The sequence below is a fragment of the Bradyrhizobium sp. B039 genome, assembly GCF_038965675.1.
GTDB classification, from domain to species: Bacteria; Pseudomonadota; Alphaproteobacteria; order Rhizobiales; family Xanthobacteraceae; genus Bradyrhizobium; species Bradyrhizobium diazoefficiens.
The window spans coordinates 5415844-5431042 of sequence record NZ_CP152416.1; the positions used below are offsets into that span (position 1 = coordinate 5415844).

18 protein-coding genes and 1 tRNA gene are annotated in these 15199 nt (G+C 65.4%); 8 read left to right on the plus strand and 11 right to left on the minus strand.

Translation table 11 applies throughout. The annotated features are described in order from the left end of the window. Positions 1-110 precede the first annotated feature (110 nt). Positions 111-1502, plus strand: coding sequence for a deoxyribodipyrimidine photo-lyase (locus tag AAFG50_RS25550; RefSeq protein WP_231166737.1), 1392 nt, complete (start codon positions 111-113; stop codon positions 1500-1502). 66 nt (positions 1503-1568) lie between these two features. After that, a complete protein-coding gene (locus tag AAFG50_RS25555; RefSeq protein WP_028171435.1) occupies positions 1569-1862 on the plus strand; it encodes a hypothetical protein in 294 nt (97 codons plus the stop codon). Between the two features lie 72 nt (positions 1863-1934). Here AAFG50_RS25555 and AAFG50_RS25560 read toward each other — a convergent pair whose 3' ends face one another. The 3 genes from AAFG50_RS25560 to AAFG50_RS25570 form a co-directional block, all read right to left on the minus strand. Beyond that, positions 1935-2678 (minus strand): hypothetical protein, encoded by a 744-nt coding sequence (locus AAFG50_RS25560; protein ID WP_028171434.1) that lies wholly within the window; start codon positions 2676-2678, stop codon positions 1935-1937. Between the two features lie 96 nt (positions 2679-2774). Beyond that, entirely contained in the window at positions 2775-3647 is an 873-nt protein-coding gene (locus AAFG50_RS25565; protein ID WP_028171433.1) for a DMT family transporter, read from the minus strand. A gap of 98 nt (positions 3648-3745) precedes the next feature. Next, a complete protein-coding gene (locus AAFG50_RS25570; RefSeq protein ID WP_011088070.1) occupies positions 3746-4192 on the minus strand; it encodes a hypothetical protein in 447 nt (148 codons plus the stop codon). Positions 4193-4484: 292 nt separating this feature from the next. Here AAFG50_RS25570 and AAFG50_RS25575 point away from each other — a divergent pair, with 292 nt between their 5' ends. Then, positions 4485-4748 carry a hypothetical protein gene (locus AAFG50_RS25575; protein WP_028171432.1) on the plus strand — a complete coding sequence of 88 codons (264 nt, stop codon included), beginning with the start codon at positions 4485-4487 and terminating at the stop codon, positions 4746-4748. 30 nt (positions 4749-4778) lie between these two features. On the opposite strand, the gene AAFG50_RS25580 is transcribed toward AAFG50_RS25575, so the two are convergent. After that, on the minus strand, positions 4779-5240 hold the full coding sequence (locus tag AAFG50_RS25580; RefSeq protein WP_028171431.1) for a host attachment protein: 462 nt from the start codon (positions 5238-5240) through the stop codon (positions 4779-4781). A 338-nt stretch (positions 5241-5578) separates the two neighbouring features. Between AAFG50_RS25580 and AAFG50_RS25585 the strand changes: the two genes are divergently transcribed. From AAFG50_RS25585 to AAFG50_RS25595, 3 genes are all read left to right on the plus strand, one after another. Beyond that, positions 5579-5863 carry a hypothetical protein gene (locus AAFG50_RS25585; RefSeq protein ID WP_028171430.1) on the plus strand — a complete coding sequence of 95 codons (285 nt, stop codon included), beginning with the start codon at positions 5579-5581 and terminating at the stop codon, positions 5861-5863. Positions 5864-6002: 139 nt separating this feature from the next. Continuing rightward, positions 6003-6176, plus strand: a complete 174-nt coding sequence (locus tag AAFG50_RS25590) for a zinc ribbon domain-containing protein (RefSeq protein WP_011088072.1) — start codon at positions 6003-6005, stop codon at positions 6174-6176. 146 nt (positions 6177-6322) lie between these two features. Continuing rightward, entirely contained in the window at positions 6323-7285 is a 963-nt protein-coding gene (locus tag AAFG50_RS25595) for an AraC family transcriptional regulator (RefSeq protein ID WP_028171429.1), read from the plus strand. Between the two features lie 66 nt (positions 7286-7351). On the opposite strand, the gene AAFG50_RS25600 is transcribed toward AAFG50_RS25595, so the two are convergent. The 3 genes from AAFG50_RS25600 to AAFG50_RS25610 all read right to left on the minus strand — a co-directional run bounded on the left by AAFG50_RS25600 (position 7352) and on the right by AAFG50_RS25610 (position 8857). Then, positions 7352-7428: transfer RNA gene (locus tag AAFG50_RS25600), tRNA-Arg, on the minus strand. Between the two features lie 151 nt (positions 7429-7579). Further along, positions 7580-8128, minus strand: coding sequence for a hypothetical protein (locus AAFG50_RS25605; RefSeq protein ID WP_028171428.1), 549 nt, complete (start codon positions 8126-8128; stop codon positions 7580-7582). A gap of 162 nt (positions 8129-8290) precedes the next feature. Further along, complete coding sequence (locus AAFG50_RS25610; RefSeq protein WP_038967079.1) at positions 8291-8857, minus strand: hypothetical protein; 567 nt, start codon at positions 8855-8857, stop codon at positions 8291-8293. A 182-nt stretch (positions 8858-9039) separates the two neighbouring features. On the opposite strand from AAFG50_RS25610, the gene AAFG50_RS25615 reads away from it, so the two are divergent. Then, positions 9040-9426: a VOC family protein gene (locus tag AAFG50_RS25615; RefSeq protein ID WP_028171427.1), complete on the plus strand. Its 387-nt coding sequence runs from the start codon at positions 9040-9042 to the stop codon at positions 9424-9426. A 57-nt stretch (positions 9427-9483) separates the two neighbouring features. Here the strand turns inward: AAFG50_RS25615 and AAFG50_RS25620 are convergent, their stop codons facing one another. Then, entirely contained in the window at positions 9484-9981 is a 498-nt protein-coding gene (locus AAFG50_RS25620; RefSeq protein ID WP_011088082.1) for a hypothetical protein, read from the minus strand. Positions 9982-10241: 260 nt separating this feature from the next. On the opposite strand from AAFG50_RS25620, the gene AAFG50_RS25625 reads away from it, so the two are divergent. Beyond that, positions 10242-10595 (plus strand): GrlR family regulatory protein, encoded by a 354-nt coding sequence (locus AAFG50_RS25625; protein ID WP_028171426.1) that lies wholly within the window; start codon positions 10242-10244, stop codon positions 10593-10595. Here the strand turns inward: AAFG50_RS25625 and AAFG50_RS25630 are convergent, their stop codons facing one another. The 3 genes from AAFG50_RS25630 to AAFG50_RS25640 all read right to left on the minus strand — a co-directional run bounded on the left by AAFG50_RS25630 (position 10596) and on the right by AAFG50_RS25640 (position 15197). Beyond that, complete coding sequence (locus tag AAFG50_RS25630) at positions 10596-13283, minus strand: PAS domain S-box protein (RefSeq protein ID WP_028171425.1); 2688 nt, start codon at positions 13281-13283, stop codon at positions 10596-10598. Positions 13284-13408: 125 nt separating this feature from the next. Continuing rightward, a complete protein-coding gene (locus tag AAFG50_RS25635) occupies positions 13409-14323 on the minus strand; it encodes an EamA family transporter (protein ID WP_028171424.1) in 915 nt (304 codons plus the stop codon). Between the two features lie 79 nt (positions 14324-14402). Beyond that, positions 14403-15197, minus strand: a complete 795-nt coding sequence (locus AAFG50_RS25640) for an NUDIX domain-containing protein (RefSeq protein ID WP_028171423.1) — start codon at positions 15195-15197, stop codon at positions 14403-14405. Positions 15198-15199 lie beyond the last annotated feature (2 nt).

The window sequence follows — 15199 nt, forward strand, 5'->3', positions numbered from 1 at the left end:
CGCATTAACGGCGGTTCACGCCGCCCCATGCTTTACAAATTGTAAACGAGGACGCCCTGACCACACCAAGCGCGCCGCCTATCGTCGTCTGGTTCCGCGATGACCTCCGCCTGTCCGATCACCCCGCCCTCCATGCCGCCGCCAAGACCGGTGCGCCGGTGGTTTGCCTCTACGTACTCGACGACACAGCCGGCCGGGCACCCGGCGGCGCGGCGCGCTGGTGGCTGGCACAGTCGCTGCGGGCGCTCGGCGCCGAGATCGCAGCGCGGGGCGGATCGCTGATCCTGCGCAAGGGACCGGCGGCCGGGGTGATCCCCGAGGTGGCGCGCGAAAGCGGCGCCCGCGCCGTCTACTGGAACGGGATCGCGCAAGCGCCGCATCAAGCGATCGAGCGGCGGCTCGAAGCGGAGCTGGCAAAGCTCGGCGTGGACTCGCAAAACTTTCCGGGCGACCTCCTGGTCCCGCCCTCGGCGATCCGCAACAAGGAAGGCCGGGGCTTGCGCGTGTTCACGCCGTTCTGGCGGCGCGTGCTGTCGCTCGGCGATCCGCCAAAACCCCTGCCCGCGCCGAAGCAGCTGCGCCCGGGTCCAAAGATCGTGAGCGACAGGCTGGAGAGCTGGCAGCTCGCGCCGACCAAGCCCGATTGGGCGGGCGGCCTGCGCGAGCGCTGGACGCCGGGCGAAGCCTCGGCCCGCGCGCGCCTGCGCGACTTCCTCAAGACGATCGCGCGCGGCTATGCCGGCGACCGCGACCGCCCGGACCGGGTGGGCACGTCAGGCCTGTCGCCGCATTTGCGGTTCGGCGAGCTCAGCCCGCGGCAGGTCTGGCACGCCGCGCGCTTCGCCGCGGCCGAGGATGCGGCGCTCGGGCCCGGCATCGAGAAGTTCCTGAGCGAGCTCGGCTGGCGCGAATTCTGCCGCCACCTCCTCCACGACCACCCCGACCTCGCCACCGAAAACCTGCAAACGAACTTCGACGGCTTCCCCTGGAAGCGCGACACCAAGGCGCTCGCCGCCTGGCAGCGGGGCCGCACCGGCTACCCGATCGTCGATGCCGGCCTGCGCGAGCTCTGGTACACCGGCGTGATGCACAACCGGGTACGGATGGTGGTGGCGTCCTTCCTGGTCAAGCACCTCCTGATCGACTGGCGCGATGGCGAGGCCTGGTTCTGGGACACGCTGGTCGATGCGGATGCCGGCAGTAATCCCGCCAACTGGCAGTGGGTCGCGGGCTGCGGCGCCGATGCTGCGCCCTATTTCCGCGTGTTCAATCCGCAGCTGCAGGGCGAGAAGTTCGATCCCGATGGAACCTATGTCCGGCGCTGGGTGCCGGAGCTGCAAGGACTGCCGGCGAAGCTGATCCACCAGCCCTGGCAGGCGACGCCGATCGAGCTGGCGAGCGCCGGCGTCACGCTCGGCAAGACCTATCCGCAGCCGATCGTCGATCACGCCCGGGGACGCGAGCGTGCGCTCTCCGCCTACGCAAAGATCCGCAAAGGTTGAGGGTTGCTTTGACACAATTTTGAAACCCGCTATCGTCATCGCTCCATACAAACCGTGGGGGACGATATGGACGACGATAAGCCGATCACCGAACAGGCAATGGAGACGATCACCACCGCCGTGGATGCGACCAAGGACGCCGCAGTCACGGCCGTCAAGAAGGTCAGGAAAGCCGCCAAGAAGGTCGCGAAGAAAGTAGCGCCGAAGAAGGCTTCCAAGAAGAAGGCCAAGAAGACTTCGAAGAAGGCCGCAAAGAAGTCGTCGAAAAAGGCGGCCAAGAAGACCGCGAAGAAGGCCGTGAAGAAATCCGCGAAGAAGGCCGCCAAGAAGAAAAAGAAGGCCAAGAAGGCCAAGCGCTGATCGCGCTCCCGAGACCAGACACGAACAAGCCTCCGGGTGCGGACGCGCCCGGAGGCTTCGTCCCGCAACAGCCTATCCTCGCCGCTTGGCTGCGCGCCGCCCCGGATGATGGACCCCTCGCGGGTCGCGAAATTCGCTGCGATGGCCGCGCCGGTCCTCCATGGCAAAGCGCCGCCGTTTCTCGGGCGAGCCGAACTGCTTGATCACCCGCCTGCCGTTGACCTTCTTGATGACGTAGCCGCCCTCGGTCATCGAGAACGGCTCCTTCAGCGTTCCCTTGTGGTCGAACTTGGTGCCGCTCGGATGCTCGAACGGTTCGAACCAGGACGGATAGACGAAGTTCGACATTTCGAAGCCGCCGACGCGGAAGGAGTCCTCCTCGACGGCGTCGCAGACCTCATAGGCGTATTGCGTGTTCCTATTCTTGTCGGCCCAGAGATTGGCCATGGGGTCGAGCACCATCTCGAACAGCTCGTGCGAGGCCGCGACGCTGACGGGCTCCTCGCCCAGCGCCTTGACGAAGATCTTCGAGATCGGCTGGCCGCGATGCGTCAGCTCATGGCGCCCGAGCAGCCCCTCATGCGAGGCGTCGTCGAAATAGACGAGCTGCCAATCGGTGGGCTTCGGCCTTTTCGTGACATAAAGGTCGACCGGATAGCCCCACACCGGCAGGAAATGCTTGTCGTAACATTTCTGGAGCGCCGCGGTGAGCTGGCTCATCATGCGGCCGCTGATCGTTTCCTCCGCGTAGTTGATGCAGGCAATCCGGACCGGCTTCAGGGACCGGCCGAGCAGCGCACGTCTCGCCTTCTTCATGGAGGTCACCGCGTGAAAGGGAAGCTGAAATGCGGCCAGCCTAACACGGCGCGCCGCGCACGTCAGGGATGTATGCCGTCGCCTCGCCCCGTCAGCCTAGACGCGCCGGTTGACCACGAACACCGCGGCCGCGCACATCGCCATGCCGGCAATCGCCATCGCATCGAGCTTCTCGTCGAACAGTGCGTAAGCCATCAGCGCGGTCACGGCGGGCACGAGATAGAACAGGCTCGCGACCGACGTCGCCGCGGCGTGGCGGATCAGCCAGTACAACAGCCCGATCGATCCGATCGAGAGCGCTACAGTGAGCCAGGCGAGCGCGAGCACGAACTCCCGCGTCCAGTGCACCACGCGATCCTCGAACAGGAAGGCGCCGATCGCGAAGAAGACGGTGACGGCCACATATTGCACGAGATTGCCGGCGCGCCAGTCGATGTGGTTGCAGTAACGGCGCTGATAGAGCGTGCCGAGCGTTATGCTGATCAGCGAGACCACCGAGGCAAGCCAGCCGAGCCCGGCTTCGCCGGTCATGGGACGGTTGTGCAGGATCAGCACCACGCCGCCGAGGCCGAGCACGAGCCCCGCCCATTGCAACGGCGTCACCTTCTCGCCCAGCCAGCGGTTGGCGATGGTCGAGGTCAGGATCGGCTGCAGGCCCGGAATCAGTGCGGAGAGCCCGGCCGGAATCGAATGCGCGATCGCGATCGCGGTGCCGCCGAGATAGAAGCCATGGACGAGGATGCCGGCAACCGCGCTGTGCGCGATGCCAATACGGTCGGGCCATTTCGGCCGCGCAATGCCTGCGATGATCGCCATCAGGCCGACCACGATCGCCATGCGGATGGCGAGATAGGTCAAGGGATCGGCGTTGCTGATGACGTATTTGGTGCCGATGAATCCGGTGCTCCAGAGCAGGACGAACAGGATCGGCGCGGCGCGGGCGGTCAGGGCTTCTTGATTATGGTTCATTGCCGCCCTCATTGCCCCATGGGGGCCGATGCGGCAATGCGAATTTCTCGCCTAGCGATGCTGCGCTGCGACGAGCGGCAGCGGCTCGGATCAGCCGCTCACCATTCTTCCGGACAGGGGTCGATGATCTTCCAGAGCTCGACGCCGTTCTTGATCTTCTTCATGTCGGTGGTGAGCCCTCCATTGCGGCGGATCCAGTCCTTCACCGTGTCAGGATAGTAGGACATCAGGTCGGACGTCCCTTCCGAGCTGGTGACCTTGATGCCGAAGGTGAAGGCCTTGTCGTAATAGGCCTGATGGAAGCCGAGGCTGGCGCGCGGCGTCACGCAGATCTTGTTCATCGGCACGATGCCGAGCACGAGCGTGCAGGCCGAATTGCAGATGCCGTCGATGATGACGCGCTCGCCCTTCTCGCGGACCCGCTTGTACTTGGCCTTGTACTCCTCGACATAGCCGCCATGGTCGCGGGTGATGTGCAGCTCGGCCCGCGCCGGCGTGGCGGCGGCGAGGCAGAGCAACAGCAGGCTCAAAAGCGTGATGCGCATGGCGGCGGACGACGAAAGCCTTCAGGAATGGGACCGGCCTCGAAGGACCCCCAAAGGGCCGGCAACAGGATTCTAAACCGAATTCTCTTTGGTCATACTTGTGTGGGGAATTCGTTAAGCATCCCGAAAAGGCCAAAAATGGGCAGGGTCCGGCCGCACTTCCGGCAATTCTGTCACACCCACCCGGGAATCGGCGGGACTGGCCCCGTTTTCCGGCCGCCGGACAGGTGTCCTGGCGGCCTGAAATGGCTATAACCGGACGACCTATTCGCGCGGGTTCCGGAGAATCGAGATGAGCAAGTTGAAGCTTGTAGCCGCGGTTGCTGCCCTGTCGGCCGCAATCCTAGCCCCTGGTCTCGCGGAGGCGCGGGGACATCACCGGTACCACCGCTCCTACGTCAACCCGCTGCCCTACCCGATCAGCTATCTGCACAATTATGGCCCCGGCATCACCCCCGGCACCTTCGCCTATTACGACGGCCCCTCGACGAACCGCTGCTACCAGAGCGCGGCCGCCTATGTCGGCCAGGACCGCCGCCGGCACCCCTGCTTCTGAGGGGCGCCGGCGCGTCCGCTGCGGGCGTCCCTATCTGGCGGCGCCCGACAGCAGCAATTGCTTCTCGATCTCGTAGACCGGCAGCTTGACGAGGTCCTTGCCCACCTCGCCCTGAAGCGCCTTGCGCACGACGTCCGAATAATCGGCGCGGATCATGCCGAGCGCACGCGGCGAGGCCACCATGGTCAGGGCCGACGTTTCGCCCGAACTGACCGCGGCGTCGAGCCGGCTGGCTAGGCCGCGCAGAAAGGCGCGCTCGGCCTCATCGTGCCAATCGGTCTGCTCGACCGAGCTGCGCGCACCGCCGGCTGCGCCATGCAATCGGCCCGGCGCATCGCTCCCTTGTGCGCTCGTCGGGGGATTGGGCTGCTCGTGCACCTCCCTGGTGTGCAGGTTCGGAAACATCTCGTCGCCGAGGTTTTCCAGAATGAGCGCCTTGCGCCCGTCGCACACGACCAACCAGTCACCCTTGTCGATTCTCATCTTGTCCATTGCACAGCTCCAAGCAAACAGTGGGCCCCGGACCGATGCGGACGACCGGCCGAACGCGCTCCTCGTATTCCGCGAAGGACGGCCCACGGCGACAAGACTAGGGAGGATGCACCGAAGATGAATTGCGCAGGATCAAGGTTGGTGGCGATGTCCCGCGATGCGGCCGCGAGGCAAGCACGACATGGCCAGAAGCGCGGAGCTGCAGTAATCTGGCACAGCCGGATCAGGCCCGCGGCGGAGCGACTGAAGATTTGTTCATCAGCATTACATTTCGGTTCCGCCACAATTTGATCAGAACAACTTCGATATCCTGCATCGCGTAAGCGGAGGAAGACATTATGAATCTGAAGATTGGCCTCGTCGCCGCGTCCCTGTTCGGTGCCCTCGCGGCATCGCCGGCGGCGTCCGCCATGCCCATCGCGCCTGCACCTGCGGTCCCGCAGGTCTCCGACGTCGAGCAGGTCCGCATGGTCTGCGATGCTTGGGGGCGCTGTTTCTGGCGTCCGAACTATTATGGATATTACGGCCCGCGGCCGTACTACGGCCCCCGATATTATGGACCGCCGCGCTACTACGGCGGCTACGGCCCGCGCTATTATGGTTACGGCTATCGCCGCTGGTAACATTCGAAGGGGCCCTCGGGGCCCCTTCGCTTTTGCAAGATCGCGGATGGTCCACGCGCGCCTGTTCGGCCGGTCTGGAGCAATTCCAAAACTGATCTAGATCAAAGAGAAAAATTCGCCGCGCCGACATTCTGCGACGATGGCCGACCTGATTGTTTTTCGATGCCCCCAGACGGGCATGAATGTGCAGACGCATCTGGAGAAGCAGCAGATACCGGAGGGACGGAGCTTCGAGTCCTTCGTCTGCCCCGCCTGCACGCGCATCCATTTCATCGACCTCGCCTCCGGCCAACCGATGAACCGGGAACGTTGACGGTGACAATGATCTGACGGACGCCTTGGCATGATGTCCGCAATACTACGGCCCGGAATCCGGTTTACTGAAGCGCGATGTTTCGCCATTGATGGCGATGTACCGACGTTCATTTTATTGTCACATTGCAGCAGCCGGCCAGACGCATGTTCGACGCCCTCGCCCCGTCCTCCGCGCTTCAACTGATCGACTTTGCCGATGTCGATGCCTTTCGGCCGATCGAGTCGATGGAGGACGCTCGAAGCATTCCGCTCGACGTCCCGAACTTCGCGGCCGCTCGCGCCGTCGTCTCTCTGCCGGCGTGCCGCATCATCGTGATGAGATCGTTCGCGCGCATCCTCGACACCGCCTATCGCATGCCGGGCGGGATGGTGATCCTGTCGATGACCGACGACCTTCTGGTCAATTCCAAGGGAATGGATCTCGACGCGCGCTTCTTCGTTGCGCTCCGCGGCAACGACGAATGCCATTTCGTCGAACCCCGCACGAACTATCATGCGATGATCATCTTCTCTCCAGGCCTGAAAGACCGGGGCTGGTTCGATCATGCCGACGATTTGCGGGCCTATGTCGCGAACCGGCCGGCCCTGCTGCACACACGGCAACTCCTGCTCGACATCCTGCGAACCGCGTCGGTGCAGCCGTTCCTGTTCGAGACCACCGAGGCCGCCGCCCATCTCCAGGAAGGCCTGCTGCTCGCGCTCGACGATTTGTTTCGGATCGACGCGCGACCGGAGCGGAGCACCTCGGTCCAGGGCGGGCGGTCGGCCAAGCTCGTGCAGTGGATCGACGAATACGTCGCGGCCTATCCGACCGCTCCGATCTATACGGCCGACCTCGCCGGCGAGTTCGGCGTCTCGATCCGGACGCTCGGCGGCGCAGTCAGCAAGGTGCGCGGCATGAGCCTGCACCAGTACATCCGCCTGAAGAGACTATGGGCGACACGCGCCCGGCTGCTGAAAGGCGGCGGCGCCACCGTTGCCACCTGCGCACGCGCCCAGGGTTTCCATCACATGGGCGAGTTTGCCGCGGCCTACCGTGCGACCTTCCACGAGGCGCCCTCGGACACGCTGGCGCGGGGGCGGCAGATCGGGCTTCCGACAAGCTGACGCCGCAAGCCGTGCGACGCTGACCGGCATCGACGCCACTTCGGAACATATCCGGAACATCAAGGCTGGCGCGCTCGGAAGGATTCGAACCTCCGACCCTCGGAATCGAAATCCGATGCTCTATCCAGCTGAGCTACGAGCGCCCCGGCCCGGGTATTGGGCCGCAACCGAGAAGCGCCGGACCGTTGCTGGCGAACCAGCGTACCGGCGGCGTTCGGACGCGTTCGAATTAGCAGAGAGGCTGGCCAATAAAAAGCCCTTCCCGTCTCGTTTCGAGACGGGTCAGAGGCGCTCTCACCAGGTCGTGTTGAAGAGGCCGAAATGCGGCTGCTGGGCCACCATCATCGGCCGGCCGTATTGTGGCCCACCAAACTGTGGCCCACCATAATACTGCGGCGCCGGATGCGCCCTTGCGATCTTGCGCTTGGGCTGAGCCCGGGGCGAAGATGCAGCCGGTACCTCCGCCTGGGCCTGAGCCGTCTTCTTGGCTGCAACGGCATCAGCCTTCGAGCCCGGCGTGAACTGGGCGAACGTCTCGCGCACCCGCGCCTTGGCCGACATCTCGGCGAGCGCCGCCGAGGCGACATCCTGCACCGGCGGCTGAGGCGCAACGACAGCTGCGGCTGCGGTCTTCATCGCGGGCGGGGCAATCGTCGGCTGGGTGGTGTCGAGCACGACGCGCTCAGGCAGGTGCCGATCGGACCGGATCCGGATCAACGGCTGGTCATTGCTTGCGGTCGCGACGACTGGCGTCACGGGCGAGGCCGGCACAACGAAGTTCACCGCAAACAGCAGTGCGAGCAACGCTCCGCCGACAAACATGAAATACCGAAAGATGGGCATTGGCCGCGCTCCGCCCCCCGCAATCCCCGCGTGGGCACTCCGCCTTAACAGGCGATACTATAATTGGTTCCTGGCCCAGCCCTTTGGTTCAAATGGCAACCCCAGGTTTTTCTGCCAAGGCCCGGTAAGGGTAACTTTTCCGCTACCCGAAAATGCCGCCCTTTACGCGCGACGGGCTGCAACCAGCGAACACTTCGCCTGATCGGCATTGACGTTGACGTAGCCGACAGGGATGCGCGCAAAGGTCTTGCGGCTCTTCATGCTGACCGTGTCGGCCAGAACGCGGCTGCGGTCGGTGAGATGACTGCCGTCGCGCCGTGCGAACGCGCAAACGATCGCCAAATCCTTTACGGCATAGTCATTGTCATTTCGCAGCGTGAACGTCACCAGCGCCTTCGAGCCAAGGCCGCCGCGGCGCCAGGTCTGGGAGGAAATCCTGAGACGGTCGAGTTCTGCCGCAGCCTGGGCTTCGGACCCCGGCGTGACCGCAACTGCCGCATCGCCCGAAGGCGCCATCTCGACGGATGCCAACTCCGGCTTCACCGGTTCAGCGCTGTTGCCTTTGGAGAGCGGCAGCAGCATCCAGACGCCGCAGCCCACGATGATGGCGGCCAGCAGCCACAGAATGCTTCGGCCAAATGATACGCTCGCGACCGTCACGACCCGCGCCGTGCGCTCACCAATGGCGGCGAAGCGTCCCAACCCGACCCGCTCAAGCCCTGCGCTCATGGCTGTATCACCGATCGTGGCCGCAGAAGGTTCGACGGCGGACTGGGCCACTGCTTACCTTAATCCGGGAGACGAACTAAGGTTCCCGCGCTTCAAGCGAGTCGGCAAGGACGGTGGCGATCACCGGCTGGGGTCGCTAACATGCGCCGCAATATCGAAAGACCCTGTTGGGAGAACATGAAATGCCAATCGCCGTCACCTGGGATCACGTCCACCTGCGCAGCCCCGATCCGGAGGCCACGGCGACCTGGCTGCGGGACATCCTCGGTGGCGAGATCGTGCGCGCGCCCGGACGGATCGACGTGAACCTCGGCGGTGCCAGGATCTTCATCGCACCGCTCGAGGGTGACAACGCCGTCAGTCCGCCGCCGCCGCATCCGCACCAGGGCCTCGATCATTTCGGACTCACGGTGAAGGACATCGACGCCGTCGCGGCCGAGATCAAGGCCAAGGGCGTCACGTTCACGCGCGAGCCGACGACGATCCGGCCCGGCGTGCGCATCTGCTTCATCCGTGGCCCCGAAGGAATTTCCGTCGAGCTGCTCGAGCGCGACAAGAAATACACCTGACGCGGCGCACGCCACATCGGCCATCAGCGAGACCGGGCGGCGTGCCGCCTGGCGCAGCTAAGTCATGCTGCCGGGCATGAAGCAGCGGATGGTGACGCCCATATAGCCGTAGATCGGCCACACCATGGTACGCCCGACCCGGTTCGGCTCCGAGATCACGGCCTCCTCAGGCACGTCGACCCAGACGAGTTCCTGCTTCTGGCCCTCGAGCGCGTAGCCATAGCGCGGGACGCGGACACGATAGTGCCCGTCCTTGCTGTCCCAGTCGGTGTCCGAGAGCGCCGAGCCGTCGGCATCGGAGCAGCACGGCCCCTTGCCGCTTCGCAGGCCGTCGAACCAGGCCTTCAAATCCGCATTGGTGTTGACGAACTGGCCGCGGTCACGGGCGTGCCCGAAGGGGGCTGCTAGCGCGATCAAGGCCGAGGCGCATGCCAGCTTCGTCACGCTTCGCCAGCGTACCGCGCTGCCTATCCGCCGTCGTTCGCTTTTGCAATTCGTGGGACGCGCACTGTACAGACGCGGCTGATCGCCGCCGGAATCGATCCAGTTGCTCACGTTTGTCTTGCTCCAGCACCCCGCGGCCAGTGCAACAATGGTTATGCATTTCGCGGGCCAACTTGATTCGCAACGACGGGCCTCGCCTCATGATGAGACCGTCATAACCGCGTCACAAACAAGCCGGGACAACTACGGCTCGCGGCCGCCGGCTATCGTGGCCGGCCGGCAAACTGCCGCGTTGCGCGAGGGGATGTGCTTTGGCATAAAAGCTCTACCGGTTACGCCATTGGGCGATGGCGGCCGGCCTGCGGGACGTTATGAAGAACGGCCTCTATTCGATCCACGTGAACCTGCTCGATGGTCGAGCGGGCAAGGGCAGCGGCGTGATTCTTTTCCGCGACGGCAAGATCCTTGGCGGCGATGCCTACCTCTATTACACCGGCAGCTACGTGGTGAAGGATGACCACTCCTTCAAAGGCGAGGTGCTGGTGCAGCGGCACACCTCACCGCGGGGCGACGACAATCCGCTGTTCGGCGGACCGGCGCCGGTCGGCATCGGCGTCAGTGGGACCTACACGGACACGCGCGCGGAGATGACGGGAACGGCGCTCGTCGGCAAGGCCAGCCTGATTTTCGGCGCTACTCTGCACAAGCTCGCCGAAGTCGACTAGCTATTCCGCAGCCTGCTCGAGCGGCGCCGTGCGCGGCAGGATGATCTGGATGCGCGTGCCCCCGCCCGGCTCGGAATCGAGATCGAGCCGGCCGCCGAGCCGGTTGGTGACGATGCTGTAGACGATGTGCAGCCCGAGTCCGGTGCCGCCCTGGTCGCGCCGCGTCGTGAAGAACGGATCAAAGGCGCGGCGGCGGACGTCGAGCGACATGCCGCAGCCGTTGTCGGAGAAGATGATCTCGACATTGTCCTTGTCGGACTCGCGCACCTGGATGTCGATGATCCCCGGACGCCCGTCGGGAAAGGCGTGCGCCACCGAATTGAGAAACAGGTTGGTCAGCACCTGCCCGTACGGGCCGGGATAGCTGTTCATGGTCAGGTTGGGCTGGCAATCGACGTTGAGCGTCAGATTGTGTTTGCGCAGGCCCGGCCGCAGGCTCATCACCACCTGCTCGGTGAGGTCGCCGAGATCGAAGCTGCGCTGGTCCGAATAGTTGCGGTCGGCCGCGACCTGCTTGAACGACTGGATCAGCTCGGCGGCGCGGTTGAGATTGGAGACCAGCTGCGAGGATGCGTCGCGGCTGGTGTTGAGGAACTCGTTGAGCGTCGAGCGGCGGAGCTCGCCGCGCTCGACCTCGGACGTGAACATCGCGGTCTTGCGCTCCAGCGCGGAGGCGACCGTCAGGCTGATGCCGACGGGATTGTTGACCTCGTGAGCGACGCCGGCGACCAGCCGTCCGAGCGCGGCGAGCTTCTCCGCCTCGATCAGCGAGGCCTGGGTCTCGCGCAGATTGCGCAGCGCGGTCTCCGCCGATTCCTTGGCTTTGCGCATCTCCTGCTCGCCGCGCTTGCGCTCGCCGATGTCGAGCGCCACCGTGACGATCCGCTCGATCTCGCCCTCGGCATCGAGCAGCGGCAGCTTGTTGACAAGCCATTGGCGCATGTTGCCGGAGGCGTCCTTGTACTCCTCCTCGTAGAAGCCGAGCCCCTTACGGAGCCTCAGCACGCGCTTGTCGTTCTCGTCAGTCTTGGCCGCGCCGTAGCGCGACATCAGGTCCGCGGTGGTGCGGCCGAGCGCATCGCCAGGCTCGATGCCGAAGATGCCGGCCATGTAGCGGTTCATCAGCACATAGCGCAGGTCGCGGTCCTTGACGTTGATGACCGCGGGCACGGTATCGATGACCTGCTGGAGCAGGCGCCGGCCCTCGGCGATGGCGTCTTCCGCCCGCTTCTGGTCGGTGATGTCGCGCAGCGTGCCCTCGTAGCGGATGATCTTGCCCTGCTCGTCCCGCACGCCGGTCGCACTGTCGGAAAGCCAGAGGATGTCGCCGCTGCGCTGGCGCACCTGGTACTCGAACTCGCGCACCATGCCGTCGCGATGCATCAGCCGCTGATACTCGACGCGCGCCTCGGGGTGGACGTAGATCGTATGGGCGATGTCGTTGATGCTGTCGATGAGGTGCTGCGGGCTATCATAGCCCATCATCCGCGCCAGCGCCGGATTGGCGTTGAGGAGGTCGCCGGCCGGCGTCGTCACATAGATGCCGTCGACCGAGCCCTCGAACAGTTTCCGGTAGCTCTCTTCGGCGAGGCGCTGCTCGGTGAGCGCGCGCACCGCCGCCTCGCGCGCGGTGTCGGCTTCTTCCAGCGCGCGGCGGAACACTTCGGCGGCGCGTGCGATGTCGCCGATCTCGTTGTCGACGTCGGCGGACGGGATCGAAGTGTCTTTCTGGCCGGCCGCGAGCGCGCGAATCGATCGTGCGATCTGGGCCAGCGGACGTACCGTCCGCCGCACCACGAAGCCGGCCGCGAGGATGCCGATCAGCACGCCGATGCTGCCGAGCACGATGCTCTGCCACCGCGCCTCCGTGAGCGTGCGGGCGAAATCGCGCGACAGCACATGGCCGCGCCTTGCGCTGACCTCGCGCAGCAATTCGGTGACGCGGCCGATCAGCCGGCCCTCGGTGCCCAGCACCTCGCGGTCGATGTCGGCGATCTGCCGCTCCCGGACGGCGACCGCCATGATCGCCTCGGCGTAATCATTCACGGCCGTCCGGAGCTTGGCGTCGGCGATGTCCATCGTCCGCATGTTCTGCGCGGCCTGCTCGGCCGCGGAGGGATTACGCGCGAGCAGCCCGAGCGCGATCCGGCTCTGCGCCTCGGACAGGCGGGAGGCGAGCTCGCGGTCCGCGGTGCCGGAGACCGCGGCGTCGAACTGGTCGCGCAGCGGCGGCAGGCCGGCAAGCAGCTGGGCGCGGCGGTCGATCAGGGTGGAGATCCGCTCGAGGCCGTTGCGATAGGTCGCAAGGCGCTCGGTGACCCCGTCGATCATGTCCTGCTGCTCGGGCGCGAGCTCGATACGGGTCTTCTTCAGGATGTCGCTGAGCGTCGAGGCCGCCTCACCGACCTGCTTGAACTGGATCCCGGCGCCGGGATCGGTGACGAAGTCGCGCGCGGCAAGGCGCAATTCGTTCATGCGGCGGTCGATGTCCTCGGCAAGGTCGCCGACGCTCTGGAGCCGCTGCAACTCGGCGAAGGTCGTGTCGATGTGCCGGATCGCGATCACGCTCGCCGTCGAGGTGACGATGATCACCGCCAGCACCAGGATGAAGCTTCCGAACGTAAGCTGGCCGATGGACAGCGAGAAGATTCGCTTTTTCTCGGGGGGCGGCGTCAAGTCGGCGGACATTGGTGCGTTGAGGGACCGGGCTGTTGGAAGCCCAATATACGACGTATTGCACGCCCGGGGGAACCTGCCTCCCGCCTCGGAATATCCTTAATATCGTGGTTCTCGCCCCGCCCTCCTCGCCGGCTTTATGACGTTTTGACGCTCGCCTGCCGCCAGGCCGGGATCGTCATGGCGGCAACGCCGAGAACCACGCAGGCCAGCCCGATCCAGGCGGTCCGGCTCAGGGTTTCGCCGAGGAAGGCGACGCTGATGGCGACCCCGATCGGCACGCGCAGATAAGCCTGCGCGATGGTCCCGACCGAGCCCAGGGTCTGGATCAGCCGGAAATAGATCGCGAACGCCGCCGCGGTCGAGAACACCGCGAGCGCGAACAGCGCCAGCACGGAACTCAGCGACGGCGATAGCGTCCAGGGCTGCTCGACAACCAGCGAGGCCGGGATCAGGACGGCCGCGCCCGCCAGCAGCGAGCCGGCGGCGGGCGCCATCGGGTCGAGGCCCCTGAAGCTGCGGCCGAAAATCGCGGCGCAGGCGTAGCAGATGGTGGCAGCGACGATCGCGGCCTCCGCAATGATGCCGCTGCCGATGTCGTGGACGGTATCGACGCCGACAATCAGGAGGATGCCGGCCATGCCGGCGACCACGCCGAACAGCTTTCGCGGTGTCGTCGCCTCGTGGCGGGTCACGACCGCCGTAAGCAGGAAGGTGAAGATCGGCCCGGCCGAGTTGAGGATGGTGGCGAGCGCGGCATCGACATGGTGTTCGCCCCAAGCGATCAGCGTCCAGGGGATGACGCTATTGAGCACGGCCTGGAACGCGAAGCGCTGCCAGGTCGCGGCATCCGTCGGCATTTTGATGCCGCGCGCCCGCATGACGATGAGCAGCAGCAGGCCGGCGATCGCGGTGCGCGCCGCGATCAGCGTGATCGGCGGAATGGTGGCGACGCCGAGCTTGATGAAGGTGTAGGAGCCGCCCCACAGCGTTGCGAGCGCGACGAGCAGCGCCAGCTCGACGGCGATGTTGGTGTCCTGCCGGTTGTCCATTGTGCGCTCCGTCCATTCCGCGATGGACGGAACCTAGCGCGCCCGCAAGCGTCAATACTTCGCTGCGTGTCGAAGTGTATCAGCCGACCGCGCCGACCTCGAACACCTCGCCGTCATAGCCGGCCTCGCGGGGGATGCGGAGCTGGCGGCCGGTTTCGGTCTTGGTCATCACTGGCATCACCGTGACGATGGACATGCCGCGGGCGTGCTCCAGCGCGGCATCCACGCTGCCCTGCTTGGCAAGCCGGATCAGATTGCGCGTGGTCGGGAACGGCAGCTTGAAGCGGCCGCTCTCCCCGCCCTCCACCGCCTCGCGCGGCGACACCCAGATCGAGTCGGTCGACTCGCGGCCGTCATGCGCGCCGAGCTGGTCCGGGGGCGCCGCGGCCAGGAAGAACCAGGTGTCGAACCGCTTCGGCATGCCCTCGGGCGTGATCCAGTGTGCGTAGGGCACCAGCGTGTCGAGCGCGAGCTGGAGGCCGTTGTCGGCGAGGATGCTGAGGAACGAGATCTTGTGCTCGTTGAGCGCGACGCGATGCTTGTCGGCGAGTTCGCCGGCACGCCTGGCATCGACCGGCGTGCCCGTGTCCTTCGACCGCGCCAGCAGGATGCCGCTCTCTTCAAAGGTTTCGCGGATCGCGGCAATACGAAAGCCGCGGTCCGATTCACTCAGGCCCTCGCCGCCCGAATACAGGTCGGCGCGGGCGACGATCTCGTTGTCGCCGGCATCGACACTGCCGCCGGGAAACACCAGCGCGCCCGAGTTGAACTCGATCTGATGATGGCGGACCATCATGAAGACTTCCACCTCCTCCGTTCCATCACGGAGCAGAAGGATCGTCGACGCCGGGCGTGATGCTGATGTCTCGGCCATTT